Annotated in this window: 20 protein-coding genes; 18 read left to right on the forward strand and 2 right to left on the reverse strand. The window is 35.0% G+C overall.

What is annotated here, in order from left to right; translation table 11 throughout:
- Nucleotides 1–234: 234 nt before the first annotated feature.
- Nucleotides 235–651, reverse strand: a complete 417-nt coding sequence (locus CEY12_RS00425) for a terminase gpP N-terminus-related DNA-binding protein (protein ID WP_089025815.1) — start codon at nucleotides 649–651, stop codon at nucleotides 235–237.
- Nucleotides 652–809: 158 nt separating this feature from the next.
- Between CEY12_RS00425 and CEY12_RS00430 the strand changes: the two genes are divergently transcribed.
- The 8 genes from CEY12_RS00430 (at nucleotide 810) to argH (ending at nucleotide 9,532) form a co-directional block, all read left to right on the forward strand.
- Nucleotides 810–1,499 (forward strand): GNAT family N-acetyltransferase, encoded by a 690-nt coding sequence (locus CEY12_RS00430; RefSeq protein WP_089025816.1) that lies wholly within the window; start codon nucleotides 810–812, stop codon nucleotides 1,497–1,499.
- The gene (gene argG / locus CEY12_RS00435) at nucleotides 1,471–2,667 is read left to right on the forward strand and encodes an argininosuccinate synthase (protein WP_089025817.1); all 1,197 of its coding nucleotides are present in this window, start codon (nucleotides 1,471–1,473) and stop codon (nucleotides 2,665–2,667) included. Before CEY12_RS00430 ends, argG begins: the two co-directional genes overlap by 29 nt.
- On the forward strand, nucleotides 2,664–3,626 hold the full coding sequence (gene argC, locus CEY12_RS00440) for an N-acetyl-gamma-glutamyl-phosphate reductase (protein ID WP_089025818.1): 963 nt from the start codon (nucleotides 2,664–2,666) through the stop codon (nucleotides 3,624–3,626). The genes argG and argC overlap by 4 nt, the downstream gene beginning before the upstream one ends.
- 170 nt (nucleotides 3,627–3,796) lie before the next feature.
- Nucleotides 3,797–4,936 carry an aspartate aminotransferase family protein gene (locus CEY12_RS00445; protein WP_089025819.1) on the forward strand — a complete coding sequence of 380 codons (1,140 nt, stop codon included), beginning with the start codon at nucleotides 3,797–3,799 and terminating at the stop codon, nucleotides 4,934–4,936.
- A 189-nt stretch (nucleotides 4,937–5,125) separates the two neighbouring features.
- The gene (locus CEY12_RS00450) at nucleotides 5,126–6,088 is read left to right on the forward strand and encodes an N-acetylornithine carbamoyltransferase (RefSeq protein ID WP_089025820.1); all 963 of its coding nucleotides are present in this window, start codon (nucleotides 5,126–5,128) and stop codon (nucleotides 6,086–6,088) included.
- Nucleotides 6,089–6,094: 6 nt separating this feature from the next.
- Nucleotides 6,095–6,889, forward strand: coding sequence for an acetylglutamate kinase (argB, locus tag CEY12_RS00455; protein WP_089025821.1), 795 nt, complete (start codon nucleotides 6,095–6,097; stop codon nucleotides 6,887–6,889).
- Entirely contained in the window at nucleotides 6,864–7,946 is a 1,083-nt protein-coding gene (locus tag CEY12_RS00460; protein ID WP_089025822.1) for a M20 family metallo-hydrolase, read from the forward strand. Before argB ends, CEY12_RS00460 begins: the two co-directional genes overlap by 26 nt.
- A 281-nt stretch (nucleotides 7,947–8,227) precedes the next feature.
- Nucleotides 8,228–9,532, forward strand: coding sequence for an argininosuccinate lyase (gene argH / locus CEY12_RS00465; protein ID WP_089025823.1), 1,305 nt, complete (start codon nucleotides 8,228–8,230; stop codon nucleotides 9,530–9,532).
- A gap of 94 nt (nucleotides 9,533–9,626) precedes the next feature.
- Here the strand turns inward: argH and CEY12_RS00470 are convergent, their stop codons facing one another.
- Nucleotides 9,627–10,088, reverse strand: a complete 462-nt coding sequence (locus CEY12_RS00470) for an Lrp/AsnC family transcriptional regulator (RefSeq protein ID WP_089025824.1) — start codon at nucleotides 10,086–10,088, stop codon at nucleotides 9,627–9,629.
- 243 nt (nucleotides 10,089–10,331) lie between these two features.
- Here CEY12_RS00470 and CEY12_RS00475 point away from each other — a divergent pair, with 243 nt between their 5' ends.
- The 10 genes from CEY12_RS00475 to CEY12_RS00520 all read left to right on the forward strand — a co-directional run bounded on the left by CEY12_RS00475 (nucleotide 10,332) and on the right by CEY12_RS00520 (nucleotide 21,958).
- Nucleotides 10,332–11,222: an aspartate carbamoyltransferase catalytic subunit gene (locus tag CEY12_RS00475; protein ID WP_089025825.1), complete on the forward strand. Its 891-nt coding sequence runs from the start codon at nucleotides 10,332–10,334 to the stop codon at nucleotides 11,220–11,222.
- Nucleotides 11,223–11,307: 85 nt separating this feature from the next.
- The gene (locus tag CEY12_RS00480; protein ID WP_089025826.1) at nucleotides 11,308–12,381 is read left to right on the forward strand and encodes a carbamoyl phosphate synthase small subunit; all 1,074 of its coding nucleotides are present in this window, start codon (nucleotides 11,308–11,310) and stop codon (nucleotides 12,379–12,381) included.
- A gap of 59 nt (nucleotides 12,382–12,440) precedes the next feature.
- Nucleotides 12,441–12,794, forward strand: coding sequence for a four helix bundle protein (locus CEY12_RS00485; protein ID WP_089025827.1), 354 nt, complete (start codon nucleotides 12,441–12,443; stop codon nucleotides 12,792–12,794).
- A 59-nt stretch (nucleotides 12,795–12,853) separates the two neighbouring features.
- Nucleotides 12,854–16,036 (forward strand): carbamoyl-phosphate synthase large subunit, encoded by a 3,183-nt coding sequence (gene carB, locus CEY12_RS00490; RefSeq protein ID WP_089025828.1) that lies wholly within the window; start codon nucleotides 12,854–12,856, stop codon nucleotides 16,034–16,036.
- A 148-nt stretch (nucleotides 16,037–16,184) separates the two neighbouring features.
- Nucleotides 16,185–16,655 (forward strand): hypothetical protein, encoded by a 471-nt coding sequence (locus tag CEY12_RS00495; protein ID WP_089025829.1) that lies wholly within the window; start codon nucleotides 16,185–16,187, stop codon nucleotides 16,653–16,655.
- 149 nt (nucleotides 16,656–16,804) lie between these two features.
- Complete coding sequence (locus CEY12_RS00500) at nucleotides 16,805–17,389, forward strand: hypothetical protein (RefSeq protein ID WP_089025830.1); 585 nt, start codon at nucleotides 16,805–16,807, stop codon at nucleotides 17,387–17,389.
- Nucleotides 17,390–17,566: 177 nt separating this feature from the next.
- A complete protein-coding gene (locus CEY12_RS00505) occupies nucleotides 17,567–18,070 on the forward strand; it encodes a hypothetical protein (protein WP_089025831.1) in 504 nt (167 codons plus the stop codon).
- A 48-nt stretch (nucleotides 18,071–18,118) separates the two neighbouring features.
- On the forward strand, nucleotides 18,119–18,724 hold the full coding sequence (locus tag CEY12_RS00510; RefSeq protein WP_089025832.1) for a hypothetical protein: 606 nt from the start codon (nucleotides 18,119–18,121) through the stop codon (nucleotides 18,722–18,724).
- Between the two features lie 193 nt (nucleotides 18,725–18,917).
- Complete coding sequence (locus CEY12_RS00515) at nucleotides 18,918–20,069, forward strand: ATP-binding cassette domain-containing protein (protein ID WP_089025833.1); 1,152 nt, start codon at nucleotides 18,918–18,920, stop codon at nucleotides 20,067–20,069.
- 20 nt (nucleotides 20,070–20,089) lie between these two features.
- Complete coding sequence (locus CEY12_RS00520; protein WP_157676716.1) at nucleotides 20,090–21,958, forward strand: hypothetical protein; 1,869 nt, start codon at nucleotides 20,090–20,092, stop codon at nucleotides 21,956–21,958.
- Nucleotides 21,959–22,062 lie beyond the last annotated feature (104 nt).

Genomic DNA, 22,062 nt, shown 5'->3' on the forward strand with positions numbered 1-22,062 from the left:
ATATTAGTGCTAAGCATATAGCTTTTTTATAAGTTGCTGGTTATTAGTTGAAAGTTGAAAATGGAGAGTTGAAAGTGTTTGTTAATAGTTCCGGGGTTTGAGGTTCGGGATGCGGGTTGCGAGATCCGAGTTACAAGCTTCGAGGTTTATACTGAGTTAAGAAATAAAAGATTGTAGATTTTAACTGATATAAAAGCGATTTTGCAATTCAGCAATTTCGCAATTTTACATTAGTTACTTCTTAAATCTCTCCCACTTAATCAACATATACTTATCTGCAAACTGAGTAATAATAAGCCCTGAATCTTTTATGTTGTCCTCATTGGACATATACTCGATTAATTCATTTTGCTTTAAGATTTTATAGACAGGATGAAATTCGGAATGGGGAGGTCGTGTGATATTGTATTTTTTGATCCATGAACTGATGGTTACATGAGATACCCCAATGATTCTTTCTATTTCGCGAAAACTTAGACCTTCAAGATACAATTGAAGTGCTTTTGTTACGTAGTAATCATCAATTTGTTTTCCTATTTTTTTTACTGTAAAATAATAATTACAATCCTTACAATGGAATCTTTGTTTCTCGTTAATGACTCCGCTTTTTACAAGATGAGTGCTTTTGCATTTGGGACATTTATTCTCCATATATAGTATTTTAGCAAATATATAATAATTTAGCAAAGTTATATATTTCTGATAAGATATATTATCTTGTAAAATTGATTAAAACAAAAAAAATATCTTTTTTATTTGGTTATTAAAGTTATTATGCTTTAAATTTGCCAAAAAATTCAGATAAATAAATGGAAATAGAAATTTCCTCATGCGAACATTTAATGTATGTGAGTGAAATACAGCAGGAAATGTATGATTCTGCACAACGGAGAGGGACGGGGATCGCAAAACGTTCCATAGAATATTTAAGTAAAAAGATTTCAGAGGGTAATGCCGTGGTTGCAACTGAAAACGGAGAATGGGTGGGATTCTGTTATATAGAAACCTGGTCCCATGGTCAGTTTGTTGCCAATTCGGGACTTATCGTTTCACCTAAATACAGGAACGGAGGTGTTGCTACTTTAATAAAGAATAAAGTGTTCCGGTTATCGAGGGAAAAGTATCCGGCTGCAAAGGTATTTGGATTAACGACAGGGCAGGCAGTTATGAAAATCAACAGTGATTTAGGATATAAGCCGGTTATTTATTCTGAATTGACCCAGGATGAGGAATTTTGGAATGGTTGTAAGAATTGTGTGAACTATGAAATTTTAATGAAGAAAGAACGAAAGAATTGTTTATGTACAGCAATGTTGTTCGTTCCAAAAGATAATAAAGTTAATGAGGTTGAGAATGATCATCCTCAAAATGAATATAACAATGAAATAAACCAGGTCAGCTTTTTGTCTTCAGAACAAATAGCGTCCGGTGAATCGAATTATACAAGTAACAATACGAAAAAGAAGACCGATGAAAAAGAAAGTAATCTTAGCGTTTAGTGGTGGTTTGGATACCTCTTACTGTGCTAAATATCTTAGTGAAACTCTGGGATATGAGGTGTATGCAGTAACTGTGAATACAGGAGGTTTCTCTAAAGAAGAAGAAAAAGAACTTGAAATCAAAGCCCTTAATTTAGGGGTGAAGGAATACAGGTGTATTGACGCTCAGGAAGATTACTATAATTCATGTGTAAAGTATCTGATCTTTGGAAATGTATTGAAAAATAATACCTATCCGCTTTCTGTAAGTGCTGAACGTACGATTCAGGCTCAGGAAATCGCCAAGTACGCACTGGAAATAGGAGCGGATGCTATTGCACACGGAAGTACAGGTGCCGGGAATGATCAGGTTCGTTTTGATCTGATCTTCCAGGTAATGGCTCCTCAAGTGGAAATTATTACGCCTATCCGGGACATGGCTTTGTCCCGCGAAGAAGAAATTGAGTTTCTGAAAGGGTATGGCTATGAAATGGAATTTCAGAAGGCTCAATATTCGGTTAATAAAGGATTGTGGGGAACTTCTGTAGGTGGAAAAGAAACATTGACTTCAAGAAGTAATCTGCCTGAAGAAGCTTTTCCGTCCCAAATTAAAGAGACACAGCCTTCCGAACTGGAAATTGAATATAAAAATGGTGAGCCGGTAGCAGTGAATGGTGAATATTTCAGCCATCCTGTATATGCCATCCAAAAGATTGAACAGTTAGCCTCTGCTTACGGAATCGGTCGTGACATTCATGTAGGAGATACGATTGTAGGAATTAAAGGCAGAGTCGGATTTGAAGCGGCAGCAGCATCTGTGATTATTAAGGCGCATCATTTACTGGAAAAACATACTTTATCAAAATATCAGCAAATGATGAAGTCGCAGTTGTCAGACTGGTATGGAAACTGGCTGCATGAAGCATTGTTCTTAGATCCTGTCATGAGAAATATAGAGTCATTTCTGACGGATTCTCAGGAGACCGTAACAGGGAAGGTCTTTCTAACACTTCATCCTTACAGATTTGTTTTAAATGGTATTGAATCTCAACATGATTTGATGTCTGACAAATTCGGTAGTTATGGAGAAGCAAACAGAGCCTGGAGTGGAGATGATGTGAAAGGATATACCAAAATCGTTAGCAATTCACTGAATATTTATCACCAGATTAACGGAGTGAAAATATGAAAACAGTAGGAATTGTAGGTGCTAACGGATATACCGGTAGTGAATTGGTGCGTCTGTTGGCTTTTCATCCCAATATTGAATTGAGTTTTTTATATAGTCGTTCTAATTCGGGTACAAAGATTTCGGATCTGTACCCGGATTTAGCGACGGTTTGTGAATTGGTTTTAACGGATAAACCTTCATCTGTCGATATTGTTTTTCTGTGCTTGCCTCATAAGGAAAGTCAGAATTGGCTGAATCAAAATACTGTTTCTGATGATACATTGGTGATTGATCTTGGAAATGATTTTCGTTTAGAGGGTGTTTTTGGAAATAGAAATTTTATCTATGGACTACCTGAGATCAATAAAAAAAATCTTTTAGGTGCTAAAAGTATTGCCAATCCGGGGTGTTTTGCAACGGCTATTCAACTGGCATTGCTTCCCTTAGCTCAAAAAGGATTATTAAATGAGGTGTATACAACTGGTATTACCGGATCTACAGGAGCGGGGCAGTCTTTACAGGCGACCACGCATTTTACGTGGAGAAATGATAATATTTCTGCTTACAAGACCCTTACGCATCAACATGTAGATGAGATTTTACAACAATTAAATTCTCGGAATGATAAAGAGGTGACTCTCAATTTTGTTCCATGGCGTGGAGATTTTACAAGGGGGATTTTTACAAGCTCGACAGTTAAATTAAATTTAGAGCTTTCAGATATTGAACAATTGTACAGGGAATTTTATGCAGCTGAGCCTTTTGTAAAGGTACATGACAGGGCAATTGATCTAAAACAGGTTGTCAATACAAATCGCTGTGTGATTCATATAGAAAAGAATGAAAATGTAGTTGTTATTCATTCAGCGATCGACAATTTGTTAAAAGGAGCTTCCGGGCAGGCGGTTCAGAACATGAATATTGCGATGGGATGGGAAGAGAATTTGGGACTGAAATTGAAGGGAATAGGATTTTAACGACTGTGAAATCGCAAAATTGCTGAATTGCAAAATCGCTTTTATATCAGTTAAAATCTACAATCTTTTATTTCTTAACTCAGTATAAACCTCAAAGCTTGTACCTCGGATCTCGCAACCCGCATCTCGAACCTCGGAACTCTTAACAAACAACTTTCAACTTAAAAAAAATGAACTTATTTAACGTATATCCGCTATTCAATATCAATCCTGTAAAAGCTCAGGGATCATTTCTTTGGGATGACAAAGGGGAAAAATATCTCGATTTTTATGGAGGCCATGCAGTGATTTCCATTGGTCATAATCATCCCTATTATCAGGAAAAACTGAAAGATCAACTAGATAAAATTTCTTTTTATTCCAATTCTGTTCAAAATGAACTGCAAACAGAGCTTGCTTATAAATTAGGAGCATTGTCCGGATATGAGGATTATAATCTTTTCCTATGTAATTCAGGGGCAGAAGCAAATGAGAATGCTATAAAACTGGCTTCTTTTCATAATGGAAAGACTAAAGTGCTTTATTTTTCAGGATCATTTCATGGAAGAACTTCTGCGGCTGTTTCAGTAACTGATAATCCAAAAATAGTGGCACCGGTTAATTATTCTGAGCGATTTATCAAATCGGAATGGAATGATATTGAACAACTGGAGAATATTTTTAAAACTCAGGGAAATGATATTTCATCAGTGATCATTGAAGGAATTCAGGGAGTCGGAGGAATTATGATTCCCACTTCGGAATTCTTATCGAAAATAAAAGAATTGTGTGAACAATATGAGGCTGTTTTAATTTTAGATGAAGTACAATCCGGTTATGGAAGATCTGGTTATTTCTTTGCGCACCAGGAATTTAATGTTCAGCCGGATATTATTACCACGGCAAAAGGGATGGGAAATGGTTTTCCAATAGGAGGTGTATTGATCCATCCGAAATTTGAAGCAAGCAATGGTTTGCTGGGAACTACTTTTGGAGGGAATCATCTGGCTTGTGCCGCAGCTATAGCTGTTTTAGATGTCATAAAAGATGAAAACCTTATCGGAAATACAGAAAGCATGGGTAATTATATAGAAAATGAAATTAAAGATTTTTCTCATATTAAATCTATTCGAAGGAAAGGATTGATGATCGGAATAGAGCTGGACAGAGATTGTGCTGAGGTGAGGAAAAGCCTGCTTTATGATCATCATATTTTCACTGGAAATTCTAATGATAAGGCCGTGCTGAGGATTCTTCCCGCACTTAATATAAGGAAAGAGGAAACGGATCTTTTCATTAATGCTTTGGAAGAAGTGTTGAGGGGATTGTAAGAGAGTAGCGAAAAGGCTAAATCGCTGAATTGCTGAATCGTAAAATCGTGAAATTGCGAAATTGTGAATGGACTAATGTAGGATATAATTTGATGTTTGTCATTCCGTAGGAATCTAAGCACTGCAGTTATAGTCAGGGTTAGAAAAAATAAAAATAAGAGTCAACTGACCATTAAATAAATTAATCAAATGAAAAATTTTACCACTGTGAGTGATATTGAAAACTTACAGGAAATCATAAAAAAAGCTTTACAAATAAAAGAAAATCCCCATTCGGAAACTGAAAAAGGGAAGGGGAAAACAATAGGACTGGTATTCTTGAATTCAAGTTTAAGAACACGTTTAAGCAGTCAGATTGCAGCGCAAAATTTAGGATTGAATGTTATTGCATTAAATGCTGCACAGGAAGCCTGGAATCTGGAATTTGCAGATGGAGCAATCATGAACGGGGATACTGTAGAACACATTAAAGATGCGATCGAAGTATTAAATCAATATTGCGATATCATTGCGGTTCGTTGCTTTGCAGGAATGAAATCTAAGGAAGACGATGTGAACGAGAGCATTCTGAGCCAGTTTCAGAAACATGCAACCGTTCCTGTTATTTCTCTGGAATCGGCTACACGTCATCCATTGCAGAGTTTAGCAGATTGCATTACGATTACTGAAAATTGGAAAGAAGAACGTAAGCCAAAGGTGGTATTGACGTGGGCGCCGCATATTAAGCCAATCGCTCAGGCTGTAGGAAATTCTTTTACAGAATGGATGCAGGAGATGGATGTAGATTTTGTTATTGCTAACCCGGAAGGCTATGATTTAGATAAAAACTTTACAAAAGATACAAAGGTGGTTCATGATCAGGATGAGGCTTTAAAGGATGCCGACTTTATATACGTTAAAAACTGGTCGTCTTTTGAAGATTATGCAGCAATGCCTGAAGTAAAAGATAATTGGATGTTAACGGCTGAAAAGTTGAAAGGAACGAATAATGGAAAAGTAATGCATTGTCTTCCTGTTCGTCGGAATGTAGAATTGAGTGATGAAGTAATGGATGGTGGAAATTCTATTATTTATCAACAGGCTAAAAACCGTATTTTCTCTGCACAGGCTGTGTTCAGTGAAATTTTAGATGAAATTAACCAGAGTAAATAACGGATCATGAAGGATAAACTTTTTGTTGTAAAAATAGGAGGTGCTTTAATTGATGATGAAGAATTATTAAATCAGTTTTTAGAGCAGTTTTCTGATATTAAGGAAAAGAAGATCCTTGTTCATGGAGGTGGAAAACTGGCGACAACATTAGCTGATAAACTGGGAGTTGAGCAGAAATTAATCAATGGACGAAGAATCACGGATAAAGATACACTGGATATTGTAGCCATGGTTTATGCAGGAGGAATAAACAAAAATATTGTGGCAAAACTTCAGCAGAAAAAATGCAAGGCGATAGGATTTTCGGGGGCTGATGCGAACTTAATTAAAGCTAAAAAAAGAGAGGATGCAGAAATTGACTTCGGATTTGTGGGAGATATTGAGAAGAAAAGCGTCAATAACAAGCTGATTTCAAAATTAATTAAGTTGGAGCTTGTTCCTGTATTTTCTGCGATTACGCATGATAAAAAAGGAAATCTTTTTAATACCAATGCCGATACGATTGCATCGGTAATTGCACAGTCTTTATCAGCAAAGTATGATGTGGAATTGCTATACTGTTTTGACAAAGAAGGAGTATTGGAAAATGTAGACGATCCTGATTCTGTTATTAAAAGTGTATCTCGGGATGACTTTTCTATCTTAAAAGAAGAAGGGAAGCTGCATAAAGGAATTTTACCTAAGCTTGAAAATGCACTTGGAGCAATTAATAATAATGTAAATAAAGTTTTCTTAATTAAAGAAACCCAATTGAAAAACCATATAGAAAATCATCATGGAGGCACTGAAATCTGTTTATAGTCAAGAGGAATTGTTCAATAAGGCAATTGAACTGTTGAAAAAACTGATTGAAACTCCTTCATTCAGCAAAGATGAATATAATACTTCTGTCATTATTGAGGATTTTTTTCAGAAGCATCAGGTTTCTGTAAAACGTTTTAAAAATAATATCTGGGCGGCTAATAAATATTTTGACCCGTCAAAGCCTTCTGTATTATTGAATACTCATCATGATACGGTAAAGCCTAATAAAGCGTATACGTTGGATCCGTTTGCAGCCATTGAGAAAGATGGAAAATTGTATGGATTGGGAAGTAATGATGCCGGAGCTTCGCTCGTTTCTTTAGCGCAAACATTTTTACATTTCTACGAAAGAGAAAATTTAAAATATAATCTAATTATTGCTCTTACAGCAGAGGAGGAGATTTCAGGATTTGATGGAATTGAAGCTTTGTTTCCCCAACTATCGAATGTGGAATTGGCTATTGTGGGAGAACCTACACAAATGAATTTGGCTATCGCTGAAAAAGGTCTTTTGGTTATTGACGGCGAAATGAAGGGAACCCCTTCTCATGCTGCTCATCCTAATGATGATAATGCCATTGTGAAATGTATGAAAGATCTCCAACATATCACCACTTTCAAATTCCCAAAGGTTTCAGATTACCTTGGAGAAGTGAAAATTACCCTGTCGGGTATTCATGCCGGGGTTCAGCATAATGTGGTTCCGGAAGCATGTAATTTTACGTTAGATGTGAGGGTTACTGATGAATATAGCAACGAAGAAGCTTTTGAAATCATTCAGTCCCAAATGAAATCAAACCTGACCGCCAGATCTTTCAGGTTGAATTCTTCTAAAATAGAATTAGATCACCCTTTTGTACAGGCAGGTCTGGCGATAGGAAGGACAACTTATGGCTCTCCCACCTCTTCGGATCAGGCAATCATTCCATGTACATCGGTTAAAATGGGACCCGGAGACAGTAGGCGCTCTCATACAGCGGACGAATTTATAGAGCTCAATGAAATAAAAGAGGGTATTGATATTTATATCCGGATTTTGGAAAAAGTGCTGTAAAGAGACACCATATGTTTTTATAGACCAGATTGTCTGAAATCTGAAATCTAGCATCTGGAATCTAAAAAAAATGTTTTGACCCACTCAGCATGATCATCATGAAGTAGCAGTTTTTAATAAGATTTATGCAAAAAGACAATTAAAAATGAAAGACTTAGTTGAATGTGGAACATGGTAAGGTTTTTTTCAGGAAGTTGAGAATATCATGCTGGGTACAAAACAATATTTTAACAGACTTGATCCAAAATCAAATTATACAATAATATTTTAAATAAACCATTATGAAAAAGATATGGCAGAAAGATGATCTTGCCACCAATATATTAGTCAATCAGTTTACAGTAGGAAAAGACCTTGATTTCGATGAGCGATTAGCGAAATATGATGTTAAAGGCTCTATGGCGCACGGTAAAATGCTTGCAGAAGTTGGAATTATTTCCAACGAAGAATCAGAACAGATGACTTCTGTACTGTCGATGATATTAGAAGATATTGAAAATGGAAGCTTTGAAATTGATAAAGAAGCTGAAGATATCCATTCTCAGATTGAAGCCATCTTAATTGAAAAATTAGGAGACACAGGAAAAAAAATCCATACTGCAAGATCACGAAACGATCAGGTTTTACTGGACATTAAATTATATCTGCTGGATGAGATCCGCGAAATAGCAAGTCTTACTGACCAGTTTTTTCAGTTGCTGATAGGGTTGGCGGAACAGCATAAAAATGTTTTACTTCCCGGCTATACCCATTTACAAATTGCGATGCCTTCGTCTTTTGGATTGTGGTTTGGGGCGTATGCTGAAGCTTTATTAGATGATGTTGAAATGCTGTATTCAGTAAAAAATATAATTAATAAAAATCCTTTAGGTTCAGCAGCGGGATATGGTTCATCTTTTCCGATAGACCGGGAGAGTACGACCTATCATCTTGGGTTTCAGACGATGAATTACAATGCGGTATATGCTCAGATGACCCGTGGAAAATCTGAAAAAATGCTGGCAATGGCAATGGCGACATTAGCTGGAACTCTTGGTAAATTTGCTTATGATGTATGCTTGTATTTGAGTCAGAATTTTGATTTCATAAGCTTTCCCCAGGAATTTACAACGGGAAGTAGCATCATGCCACATAAAAAGAATCCGGATATTTTCGAATTGGTACGCGCAAGATGTAACCGGATTCAATCATTACCAAATGAGCTTATTCTATTAACCAATAATCTACCGTCAGGATATCACAGAGATGTGCAGCTGACTAAGGAGATTCTCTTTCCGGGTATCGATTCTCTAAAAGAATGCCTGGAGATCTTAAATTATACGGTACCTCATATTAAGGTTAGAAATGGTATTTTGGAGGAAGGCAAATACAAATACCTTTTCAGTGTAGAGAAAATCAATGAAGAGATTAAGAAAGGCAGTTCTTTCCGCGATGCTTATATTAAGGTAGGAAAGGAAATAGAAAATGATGAATTTGATTTTGAAATTGGAAACCTGAATCAGACCCACCAGGGAAGTATAGGGAATCTCTGTCTGGATAAAGTGAGTTACCAGTTTAATAAACTGAAAAATAAAATATTAGGTTAAATGTAATTTTAATTAAAGGCAAAAAGGCAGAATGGCGAAATAGGAGAATGGCAATGTAGCAAATTTGCCATTTTGCTCTTATGAAGGAGAAAAATTAAGCCAAATCAATTTTAAATTTTGTTGATTTCTTCACTTCATGTAAAACAATGGAGCTATGATATTGTCCGATATTAGGAATATTAGAGATGACGCTTACTGCAAAGTCATTATAGGAGTTGATATCTTTAGCTATGATCTTTAACATATAATCATATTCCCCGGAAAGGCTTATGATTTCCTGAACCTCGTCATATTTACTGATGTTTTTCTCAAAGGTTTCCAATACTTTTTTGGATTGTTCTTTAAGACGGACATTACAATAGACAACAATATTGAGTCCTAATTTTTCACGATTTAGAAGACCTACATATTTCTCTATGACTCCCTGTTTCTCTAATTGCTTGATTCGTTCATACGTTGGAGTGAAGGTAAGACCAATCTTCTCGGAGATTTCCTTTACAGATAAAGTGGAGTCTTCCTGAATAATACTGAGAATCATTTTGTCTTTGGCATCCATGTGATCAATTTCAATTTTAACAAAAATATTAAGAAAAAATGAGAATAAAGTATGATTGAAGTTTTTTAATTTTTTTAGAACTTTAGTTTTGTCAATTCGGTTAATTGTTATATCTTTGCACCTAATGAATAAAAGAGTATTTATATCATTAGATTTACCGGGCGACAGCGCCCTTTACGATATTTATTGTTATTAAGCGAAGATTTTGTCTTCGCTTTTTTTATGTAAAAAAATTAAGATATTATGTTTACGATTACAGAACTAAGTACCGAGAAAATCAACAGTATACTGGCCGAAGCACTGGCTTTTGCAAATGGAAAAACTGCAAAAATTGAAGGTGAAGTTTTTTGTTCAAATCTGTTTTTTGAAGACAGTACGAGAACAAAAACAAGCTTTGATGTAGCTGAAAGAAAATTGGGTTTACAGGTAGTTCCATTTGATGCTTCACACAGTTCAGTCAATAAAGGAGAGAGTTTATACGATACCGTAAAAACAATTGAAAGTATCGGAGTGAATCTGGTCGTAATAAGAGATAAAAAAGATGGTTTTTTCGAAGAATTGAAAAATATCAGTATTCCGGTGATCAATGGAGGCGACGGAACAGGAAATCATCCATCGCAATGTATGCTTGACCTGATGACGATCCATCAGGAATTTGGAAAATTTGAAGGGCTTAAAATAGGAATCGTTGGAGATGTGAAACACAGCAGAGTTGCAAACTCTAACGCAGAGGCATTAAGAAGACTAGGTGCTAAAGTATATTTTTCCGGACCTGAGGATTGGTTTGATGAAGGAGCCTTAATCAATGGAACTTACTTACCTGTCGATCAGTTGATCGCTGAGGTAGATGTGCTCATGCTCTTGAGAATTCAACATGAAAGACATGACGCCAAGATGAGTTACTCCGCTTCTGAATACCACAGAAGATATGGTTTGACAAAAGAAAGGGAAAAAGTAATGAAAAATAGTGCAATCATTATGCACCCGGCACCGATCAACAGAGGGGTGGAGATTGATACTGATTTGGTAGAGTGTGAGCGCTCCAGGATCTTCAAGCAAATGCAGAACGGGGTCTTTGCAAGAATGGCAATATTGAAAAATGCACTGGAAGAAAAAGGATTTAAATTTAAATAATTATTGTAAAAAGTATTAATGTAAAAGGTATTCATGAAATCGTTAGTACGTTAATACATGAATACACTATACAACAAAAATAAAAATGAAAAAGAAGTTAATATTAGAATCCGGAGAGGTTTTTAACGGAGAAGGTTTCGGAGCTGAATTGGAAACATCAGGAGAAGTAGTTTTCAATACCGGAATGACGGGATATCAAGAATTGATTTCCGACCCATCTTATTGTGGTCAGATTGTATGTATGACGTATCCATTGATCGGAAATTATGGGATCAACCGGGACGATTATGAAAGCATTGAGCCTGCTATTAAAGGTCTTATTGTGAAGGAAGTTTGTGATCTACCCTCTAATTTCCGGACTCAGATTACTTTAGATGAACTTTTCAAGAAGAAAAATCTTTCAGGAATTTCAGGAATTGATACAAGAAGACTGACTAGAATTCTTCGTAACTCCGGAGTAGTGAAAGGTAAAATTGTGAATGCTGATGCAGATGAAAACACAATTGTTGAAGAATTGAAAGGAACAATTTTCCCAACCAATCAGGTAGAAACAGTTTCTACAAAAACTCCTTATGCGAATCCGGGAAGAGGCTTCAAAGTAGTCTTGGTAGATTTCGGATCAAAATTAGGAATCATCAGAGAACTTTCTCAACGAAACTGTGATATCATTGTAGTATCACACGATACCACAGCTGAAGAGATCTTGTTAATGAATCCGGACGGGATTATGCTTTCAAATGGCCCTGGTGACCCGGAAGATAATCAACAGGCATTAGAAATGATCCGTGGTCTTTTAGGAAAAGTTCCAATCTTTGGAATTTGTTTGGGGCACCAGTTAATAGGATTAGCTTGTGGCGCAAAAACATTCAAACTGAAATTCGGGCACAGAGGAGGAAACCACCCGGTTTTAGATTTAGAGAAAAACAAAGTTTCGATCACTTCACAGAACCACGGTTATGCAGTAGATCAGGAAAGCCTTAAAGGAACAGACCTTATCGAAACACACATCGCTCTTAACGACAGAACAAATGAAGGATTAAAACACAAAATCCACCCTTGCTTCTCCGTTCAGTATCACCCGGAAGCAAGCCCGGGCCCTGAGGACGCAAACTATTTGTTTGACGAGTTTATTGATTTAATGGAGGACTTTAAGAAGTAAAAAAGATTTCAGATATTAGACATCAGACATCAGACTTTTGAAAATTAATTAAATGGGATATGCACAATTTTGAGAAATTACTTTTTTGGCAAAAATCAATACAGCTTGCAAAGGAAGTTTATATCATCTGTGCAGATTTGCCAAAGGATGAAAAGTTTGGTTTGGTTTCTCAAATTAAGAGGTCTGTAATCTCTGTTCCGTCAAATATAGCTGAAGGAGCTGGTAGAAATAATGATAGAGAATTTTATCATTTTCTGGGTATAGCAAACGCATCCTCTTTTGAATTGCAGACTCAGCTTATTTTAACGAAAGAGTTAGAACTACTAAATGAAGAGAAGGTTGATGGTTTAATATCACAGCTAAATGAAATTCAAAGAATGATTTATACATTCAAATCTAATTTAAAAAAGTAAAACACAATGTTGGATGTCTGAAATCTGATATCTAACATCTTGTATCTAAAAAAAGAAAAATGGCAAAACGTACAGATATAAAAACAATTTTGGTAATCGGTTCCGGTCCTATTATTATTGGGCAGGCAGCGGAATTCGATTATGCAGGAACGCAGGCTTGTTTGTCTTTGAGAGAAGAGGGCTACAAGGTAATTTTGATCAACTCAAATCCTGCAACGATTATGACGGATGTGGAGATCGCTGATAAAGTGTATATCGAGCCGATATCACTTCAGTTTGTAAGTCATATCATCAGAAAAGAACGTCCGGATGCGTTACTTCCTACTCTGGGAGGGCAAACCGGATTGAATATGGCGGTAGAATTGGAAAAATCAGGGATTCTTGAAGAATGTAAAGTTGAAGTGCTGGGAACTAAACTTTCAGCGATCAACAGAGCGGAAGACAGAGATTTGTTCCGTGAACTGATGAGAGAGTTGAATGAGCCGGTTCCTGAATCTGATATTGTAAACACAGTGGAAGGAGCGCTTAATTTTGCTGAAGAAATCGGATATCCGGTTATTGTTCGTCCAGCCTTTACAATGGGGGGAACCGGAGGAGGAATCGCTTCCAATGAAACTGAACTAAAAGAGATCGCTGAATTAGGATTAAAATACAGTCCGGTAACGCAATGTCTTATTGAGAAATCAATTGCAGGTTTCAAAGAAATTGAATATGAAGTAATGCGTGATGCGAACGATAATGCAATTGTGGTTTGTAACATGGAAAATATAGATCCGGTAGGAGTTCACACAGGAGATTCAATTGTTGTAGCTCCTTCACAGACACTTTCCGACAGAGAATATCAATTATTGAGAAATGCTTCTCTGAAAATCATCAGAGCATTAGGAATTGAAGGAGGATGTAATGTTCAGCTGGCTTTAGACCCACACTCATTCGAATACTATATCATCGAAGTAAACCCAAGGGTTTCCAGATCATCCGCTTTAGCAAGTAAGGCAACAGGATATCCGATTGCCAAGATTGCTGCTAAAATTGCAGTTGGACTTACATTGGATGAGATCATGAATCCTGTTACAGGAAAAACATACGCTTGTTTTGAACCCGCATTGGATTATGTGGTAACTAAATTTCCTAGATTCCCATTCGATAAATTCGAAACTGCTGACAGAAGACTTTCGACACAAATGAAAGCTACCGGAGAAGTGATGGCGATCGGAAGAAACTTCGAAGAGTCTTTACAGAAAGCAGTTCGCTCCCTGGAAACAGGTTTAAGACATTTAGGATTAAAAACAAAACAGGCTGCAGCATTAACTCCGGAAGATATCGAAAGAAGAATCAGAGTTTGTGATGACGAAAGACTATTCATCATATGTGATGCCTTAAGAAGAGGATATGACTGGGAACAGATTGTAGAATGGAGTAAGATTGATAAATTCTTCATTTATAAACTAAAAAAACTGGTTGACTTCGAAAAAACAATTGCTGAGCATAAATTTGACAAGGAGATTTTAATTCAAGCTAAAAAATTAGGTTTCTCAGATCAGAATATCGCTCACTTATGGGAATCAACACAAAGAGAGGTGTATAATTTCAGAAAAGAAAACGGAGTAGTACCAGTTTATAAAATGGTAGATACCTGCGCCGCAGAATTTGAAAGTGAAACACCTTACTTCTACGGAACTTATGAAGAGGAAAACGAAAGTATAGTTTCTGATAAACAAAAAGTAATTGTTTTAGGTTCCGGACCGATCAGAATCGGACAAGGGGTAGAATTTGATTATGCAACAGTGCACTCAGTATGGGCAATCAAAGAAATGGGGTATGAAGCGATCATTATCAACAACAACCCTGAAACGGTTTCTACAGATTTCTCAATTTCAGATAAGCTATACTTCGAACCTTTAACGGAGGAAGATGTAATGAACATCATCGACCTTGAGAAGCCAATGGGAGTAGTTGTTCAGTTTGGAGGACAGACAGCAATTAATCTGGCAGATAAACTGGCAAGCTATGGAGTGAAGATCTTAGGAACTTCACTGGAAGATCTTGACAGAGCTGAGAACAGAGATAAATTCGAAAAAGCCCTACAGGAAATGGGAATTCCTCAGCCTTTAGGAAAAACTTCAACCTCTAAGGAAGAAGCAATCAAAATTGCCAACGAAATCGGATATCCGGTTTTGGTACGTCCGAGTTATGTATTAGGAGGACGAGCAATGGAAATTGTATACACCGAGGCTGAATTAGCACATTATATGGAATTTGCGGTAGATGCAAGCCCGGAACATCCGGTATTGGTAGACCGTTATATTACTGGAAAAGAAGTTGAAGTAGATGCGATCTGCGATGGAGAAACGGTAGTCATTCCGGGAATTATGGAGCACATCGAAAGAGCAGGGGTTCACTCCGGGGATTCTATTGCGGTATATCCACCACAGAATGTTTCTCAAAAAGAAATCGATACTCTGGTAGACTATACTCAAAGGTTAGCAAAAGGATTAAATGTCATCGGATTAATGAACATCCAGTATGTTCTATTCGAAGGAAATGTCTTTGTGATCGAAGTAAATCCACGTTCATCAAGAACGGTTCCTTTCCTGTCAAAGATTACAGATGTGCCAATGGCTAACCTTGCTACAAAAGCAATTTTAGGTCAAAAGCTGAAAGATTTAGGATACGAAAACGGATTGGTTCCTAATAAAGAAGGAGTCTATGTAAAAGTTCCTGTATTCTCTTTCTCAAAATTAACGAAAGTAGACATCTCTCTGGGACCTGAAATGAAGTCTACAGGAGAAGTTATGGGGAAAGACACCACTTTGGAGAAAGCACTTTACAAAGGCTTGATCGCAGCTGGAAGAAAAGTTCCTATGCATGGTTCTATTCTATTTACAGTAGCGGATAAGCATAAGGAAGAAGCTGCTGACCTTGCGGCAAGATTCCATGAAGTTGGATTCAGAATCTGGGCTACAGAGGGGACAGCTAAATTCTTTGAGGAAAAAGGAATTCCTTGCAAAATAGGATATAAAATCGGTGAGGAAAATGTAAACCTTATCGACCTGATCCAAAAAGGAAAAGTACAATATGTAGTCAACACAATGACCAAAGGAAAACAAGTTGAAAGAGACGGTTTCCAGATCAGAAGAATGAGTGTTGAAAATGGAGTACCATGTTTAACATCAATGGATACAGTAGAAGCAATCTTGAAGGTGATCGAAAGCATGACTTTCAAAATGGATGCAATGTAATCTGTAAAAATCGAATATACATTAAAGCCTCGTAAGTTTTCTTGCGAGGCTTTTTGTTGAAAATCAAATTATTTGTATAATTTAGGCAATCATATTTTTATTGTGTAGGAATTCGAATGACGTCAAATACTTTTCCATAAAAAGATACATGAAGCACGCTATTAAATTGATATTTTACGGTTTAACTTTATTTTTATTATTTCAATGTTCTAATTATAGTAAAGAATTTGAGGATGAATTTAAAAATTCTGTTTCCGATGCTGATCAAGTACTATTTGAAGGTGACATATTACACCCTGCTTATGCATACATGAAAAATGGAAAATTGAAGGGTCTCGAATTCATTAGTCATCCTGAATGTGGGAACTATACCAGAAGATATTTTTTTTCAAAAAATGAAAAGATCAAGAAAATTATTGTTGAAAAAGATTATTTTAATGAAAGCTGCGGAAAAACTTTTGATTCTGTGTATGTAATCTATCCAATTACACAGAAAGTCATAGTTTATACAAAATTTACCAAAGGAAAAGAGATTAGAAGTGATATAATACAAAAGGAAATAATCTCGGTTGAGAGATATATAAAAGAATCGAAAAGTTGGAAATACATTAATAAATAGGGGTTCTTAAAACTGCTTTTAAATGTTTTGTAATATTCATTCTTTTTATTTTATCAAAAAAACAGGATAAAAATTAGGTTATAAGGGAATAAAAGTAATTCGATAAATATGTAAATTTAGCGCGTTAAAAATTTACTAAATAAAATTGAATGAAATCAAAATTTAAAATTCTTGTTTTAAGTGTTTCGTTAACGTCTTTAACGAGCTGCGCATTATCTAATTCTGTTCAGAAGATTAATTATCAATCCAACTTAAAAATTGATAATAAATTAACTTCCAGTAAAGTTGTTCAAATCGATCCAATGAAAGATACCAGAGGGTATCAGGATAACAAAGTTATTTTCTATAAGAAAAATATGTACAACCAAACCATGTCTGGTGCCTATATGGCTGAACAACCTGTTGCAGAAATTCTGACTGATGCAATAAAAAATGGACTTAAAGAAAAGAATGTTAACTTAAATAGCGATAACAAAAGTTTTACATTAAAATCAGAATTGCAAAAAATGGATTATGAAGCCATTTCCGGATTTTCTACTGTTCAGCTTATTCCTCAGATCACCGTAAAATTTCAGTTGATTGACAATGATGGAAAAGTTGTATGGACTGATTTGATAACAGGAAAAGCAAACACAAAAGGTGCTAAGTTTGAGAAATTTCTTCCACCAGCTATAGATAATCTTGTAGATCAGCTCGTTAACAGCCAGGATTTCCTGAATACGATCAAAGAATAACAGGTATTTAATACTAGAAAAACAGATATTTTTAACCCCGTAAGTTTTTTACGGGGTTTTTAGTTGATTTAAATATATGTTATCTTTTTTTGCTGATTTATTTATAAATTAGAGCGTTAAAATTCAAGCTGTTAATAATAATAAAAAACTAATAGAAATTTCTTCAAATTAAAAACCATGGCAGAATATAACGCAAAATCAAGTAATGCTTTGTCTTTTGAAGTAACAAAAGACGATCAGCTAATCGGGAGACTTATGTACAAAAGTTGGTTTAAGTTTAATGCTACAGTGGAAATTGTGAGTGATCTCAGTTATCAGATTGAGCCGAAAGGATTTTGGGGAACAACCATTGAAGTAAAAGACAACGAGCGTGTTTTATTAAAGTTCCGAATGAATTGGAACGGAGAAATTGTTGTACAGACCTACTTTAATAGTTTGAAGAAAAGCTATGTTTTTAAGCATAGAGGTATTTTTAAAGAATCATTTGTGCTGGCAGATGAAGAGGGAATTGAGTTTTTAGTGATGAAGCCGGATCTGAGATGGAGCACCATGAATTATGAATATCAGATTACTACATCTCCTGCTTTTGATACCCTTTCCAATAAAGAATTATTATTGATTAATTCGTTGCATTGTGCCAACTATTATATGTCTATGATGAGTTCTGCAGCTATTGTATAATCAAAGAATACTTGATCAAATTTACTATTTTATAAAGTTTAGTCTTAAATGAAATTATCTCAAAGAAATTTATTAAAAAAACAAGTAATAGAATTTTATGACACAAAAATTCATATAAAAACAAGGTATTTAGGGAATAAAAATGAGTTTGATGTCAGTTATGAAAGTATTCTACCTAATAAATATGATGTTAAGACAAATAATCTAATACTCTTTGGCGTTTCTGCCTTTTTCTATTTATTATCTGGAGCGGTGTATTACTGGAGATTTATTGAAGGTGATCAAACCGTTGAAGGAGAAGCTTCCATTGCATGGTTCATTGTTGGTACAATATTACTTTTTATTGCTTTAAGATCTATTGAAAATATTTGGAAAATAAATATTGTGAATAATCAATTTATTAAGATTTATAAGGATAGTCCGAATAAAACAGAAGTAAATAGTTTCATTACCAATATGTTTAAGCAAAGAAATAAATATTTAATTGAAACTTATGGAAAAGTAAACTCCAATTTAAACTATGAAAAACAGTACAATAATTTTGTGTGGCTGAAGAATATGGAAGTTATAAGTGAGCCTGAATTTTTTGAAAAACTTAAGGATTTGGATTTCACATTTGGAAAACAGAATAATAAGATTGGATTTTCAAAATAGTTAATGAGAGGATTAAAATGAAATAAAATATGTAAAAGTTAATAAATAGAGGGGTTTTCGAAAAATAGAAAAACCCTCTATTTATTAACTTTTTTATGTGATAAAAAGCTTTGGTGTTTTTATTTATCTGAATTACTAAAACCATTCAAAATTTATATCTTTAGAAAGTAAAAAATTAATAATTAAACACTAAATGACGAAACACCAGCAAAGAATCACGGATGTCTATCATTTTTTTGATAATAAAGACATAGTTCTTGGATTCAGAAAGTTGCTAGATTGTGCAATGGACACTCAAAATATGGAAATTTACAAAGAGGCCATTGCTTTAACCGACTGGAAAGAACAATATCCTGATCATATCGAAGAATTTATTATCAGCTCTAAAAATCTTCTTCAAAAAATTGAACAAATTCCTGTTTCAGAATACCCCGTGGAAAATTCTGTACTTTGTGCGACACATATTTCAAAATCTTATGGAAGCAACAGATTTTCTTTAGGGCCAGTTTCATTGGAAATAAATAAGGGCCAGGTTTATGGATTGGTAGGGGAAAATGGAAACGGAAAGACGACTCTTTTGAGGATTCTCGCCAAAGAAATTTCCCATAATCAGGGACAATTAAAATATTCATTTAAAACTGAACCCAAAAATGAATATGACCTTCGTTCAAAATTGGTCTATATTCCCCAAAGAACAGCAAAATGGTATGGAAGTCTCAAAGACAATCTGAAATTTGTTCTTGCAAACTATGGAGTGAATCCCGAAGAGAATGAAACCAGAACATTGATGATGATCGCACGTCTTGGTTTATGGAATTATAAACACCTGAAATGGAGTGAGCTGTCTTCTGGATATAAAATGCGTTTTGAACTGGCACGTACTCTTTTAAGAAAACCTGAGATTTTGCTTTTAGATGAACCATTGGCTAACCTCGATGTTGTTGCCCAACAGGTTATTCTGGAAGATTTGAAGGCTCTTGCCAATTCTGTGAACAATCCTATTGCTTTAATTTTAAGTTCACAACAATTATACGAAGTGGAAAAGGTTTCAGATAAAGTGATTTTTCTGAAAAACGGACAATACAAAGATAATTCTGATCTTAAGAATACTGAGGAAAACCATCTTATTATTGAGATTGATACTCCAAGTTCAAGAGAAAACCTCCTGGAAATTTTTAAAACTCTAAAATTAGAAAAACTCAACTATAACGGCGGAGTTTATGTTGCTTACTTTCCTATGGAAACGGAGTTTTATGATGTAATGGCAGCATTAGGAAATACCAAAACTGACATTGTTTATATCCGTAATATTTCATCTTCCACAAGAAGATTTTTCGTTAGCTAATCTTCTTTAATTCGATCACAATGCAAAAAATACATCAATTCAATCAATATCTGCTGGAGCGATATCCAACGATCTGGAATACAAAAATTATATGGATGCTTCTTATAAGTATCCTCATTCATATTCTTTTTTTCGCAATAGGGTACTGGTCTCATATGGACCCAAGGTCACTTCAAACCTATAGCGTAACAGACGATTACTTTAAAAGTGGCGTTATTTTCATCCACCTTATCATATCGATCTTAATGATCGTGGGTTGGCTGATCACCATGTTTAGAAATAATGCTTTTAAGAATTTTTATCCGGCTTCAAAAGGAAAGCTATTTGGACAGTTTGTTCAGTATTTTATGATCCTCTTTGCCTGTACGACGTTCTATTTTTCATATATGATTGGTTTCAGAATGTTTATCAACCACCAATATCCTGATAAGCGAATAGAAAAAAGTGTGGATGTTATTAACAGGGCTGCTCCTTTTCTTTCTCAGGATCTTGAGCAATATACACTGGATAACAGGAAGTTTCCCAGTGCATTTTCCGATTTATTCTGTGAAACAGATATCAATAAAATAGATACAAATAAAAAGTATTTTATTTATTATAATAGGGTGTATCAGTTTTACTCTACATACTCCAAAGTGTCTGATAAACAAGATTTGCGAGGGGATTTTATCGTACCTGAACCTGAAAAAAAGAAGAAAACACCTGTTATCTATTTAGAGCTGGATGGAAATAATACCACATTTTATTTTAAAAAAGAGGTGGTGGATCTATCACAGTATGTCAAAACAACTGGTCTGAGTTATTATAATTTTTCTGATGTTTTTTATGATAATAGTCCAAAAGGTGTTCGTTATCAGAGCGGAAACTATCATGAATATCGGGAAGAAAATTATACAAATAAGGCCTACAAACAAAAGGCATTTGAAATTAATAAAAGAACAAGCGAGCTTCTAGATAAAGGTAATTCAGCTGAATTAGAAAGTTTGCTTTCTGAATTTTTGAAAATATCCAAAGCATATAAAATACAGACGAATCTTGAGGCTAAAGAATGGGCTAAAATGATCTATTCTTCTCAAAATAATAATTTTGAACCTACCTATTTTATACGAAAAGTAAAAGATTATCAGGGAACCGGTGATCCGACTGCCTTAAAGCAATATGAGGCAGATTATGCAGTTTCGGAAACTGAAGCCGTGGTCGCTGATAATGGGACCATTGTAAAAGATTCAGTTGCGATAACGGCTCTTAACCCTGAAATCAATAAACAGATTTCTCCTGAGAAATACTTTAAAAATCACCTTACCAACTCCTATTTTTATACGGATTCTCTAAAAGATGTTCTAAATAATATTAATACAATAAAGAACTTTGATTTCTTTTCAGAGTACATTCATATCTATCTATGGATCGCTTTTTTCCTTGCTGCTTTTATTTTTAGTTTCAGAATCGTTGGATTACGGTCACTACTGTTTAGTGTTATAAGTATAGGTGTATTGATTTTGGCTATTACCTTATTATCTGTTTTGTATTCTTTTTTGAAGGTCGGAAAAGGGGAGTTCTTTGCTTCTTATCTTACACTGGCTGTTTCTGTGATCATTCTTATGGTACCCATATTTATGATGAGAAAAGCCGGAAAAATGATTTCTTCCATTTTTCTTACGATTTCAATGACGGGCTTTGCTCTATTTGTATTTCTGATCTTTGGAATTATCAGTCTTCATCAGAAAGAAAATTGTATGGATACGAGAACCGTGCATTCTTATATTGAATGTCCCACGGTTATTGATGCGATAGGACTTAATTTAAGCTATATTATCTTAGTATGTGGTTTTGTGTTTATGTATTTCTATACCACAATTCTTCAGAAATGGAAAGCAATGCCTCAATAGCTTAAACAAGATAAAAATCCTCATTTGTATTAAATGAGGATTTTTATTTTTTTAATTGATCATATAATAAGGTGTCGAAAAATACTTGTCTGTTTTTCGGTTGT

The organism is Chryseobacterium sp. T16E-39 (assembly GCF_002216065.1).
Taxonomy (GTDB): Bacteria; Bacteroidota; Bacteroidia; order Flavobacteriales; family Weeksellaceae; genus Chryseobacterium.

Coding starts and splice junctions, on each gene's coding strand:
- CEY12_RS00425 (WP_089025815.1), bottom strand. CDS start 651: ATGGAGAATAAATGTCCCAAATGCAAAAGCACTCATCTTGTAAAAAGC.
- CEY12_RS00430 (WP_089025816.1), top strand. CDS start 810: ATGGAAATAGAAATTTCCTCATGCGAACATTTAATGTATGTGAGTGAA.
- argG (WP_089025817.1), top strand. CDS start 1,471: ATGAAAAAGAAAGTAATCTTAGCGTTTAGTGGTGGTTTGGATACCTCT.
- argC (WP_089025818.1), top strand. CDS start 2,664: ATGAAAACAGTAGGAATTGTAGGTGCTAACGGATATACCGGTAGTGAA.
- CEY12_RS00445 (WP_089025819.1), top strand. CDS start 3,797: ATGAACTTATTTAACGTATATCCGCTATTCAATATCAATCCTGTAAAA.
- CEY12_RS00450 (WP_089025820.1), top strand. CDS start 5,126: ATGAAAAATTTTACCACTGTGAGTGATATTGAAAACTTACAGGAAATC.
- argB (WP_089025821.1), top strand. CDS start 6,095: ATGAAGGATAAACTTTTTGTTGTAAAAATAGGAGGTGCTTTAATTGAT.
- CEY12_RS00460 (WP_089025822.1), top strand. CDS start 6,864: ATGGAGGCACTGAAATCTGTTTATAGTCAAGAGGAATTGTTCAATAAG.
- argH (WP_089025823.1), top strand. CDS start 8,228: ATGAAAAAGATATGGCAGAAAGATGATCTTGCCACCAATATATTAGTC.
- CEY12_RS00470 (WP_089025824.1), bottom strand. CDS start 10,088: ATGGATGCCAAAGACAAAATGATTCTCAGTATTATTCAGGAAGACTCC.
- CEY12_RS00475 (WP_089025825.1), top strand. CDS start 10,332: ATGTTTACGATTACAGAACTAAGTACCGAGAAAATCAACAGTATACTG.
- CEY12_RS00480 (WP_089025826.1), top strand. CDS start 11,308: ATGAAAAAGAAGTTAATATTAGAATCCGGAGAGGTTTTTAACGGAGAA.
- CEY12_RS00485 (WP_089025827.1), top strand. CDS start 12,441: ATGCACAATTTTGAGAAATTACTTTTTTGGCAAAAATCAATACAGCTT.
- carB (WP_089025828.1), top strand. CDS start 12,854: ATGGCAAAACGTACAGATATAAAAACAATTTTGGTAATCGGTTCCGGT.
- CEY12_RS00495 (WP_089025829.1), top strand. CDS start 16,185: ATGAAGCACGCTATTAAATTGATATTTTACGGTTTAACTTTATTTTTA.
- CEY12_RS00500 (WP_089025830.1), top strand. CDS start 16,805: ATGAAATCAAAATTTAAAATTCTTGTTTTAAGTGTTTCGTTAACGTCT.
- CEY12_RS00505 (WP_089025831.1), top strand. CDS start 17,567: ATGGCAGAATATAACGCAAAATCAAGTAATGCTTTGTCTTTTGAAGTA.
- CEY12_RS00510 (WP_089025832.1), top strand. CDS start 18,119: ATGAAATTATCTCAAAGAAATTTATTAAAAAAACAAGTAATAGAATTT.
- CEY12_RS00515 (WP_089025833.1), top strand. CDS start 18,918: ATGACGAAACACCAGCAAAGAATCACGGATGTCTATCATTTTTTTGAT.
- CEY12_RS00520 (WP_157676716.1), top strand. CDS start 20,090: ATGCAAAAAATACATCAATTCAATCAATATCTGCTGGAGCGATATCCA.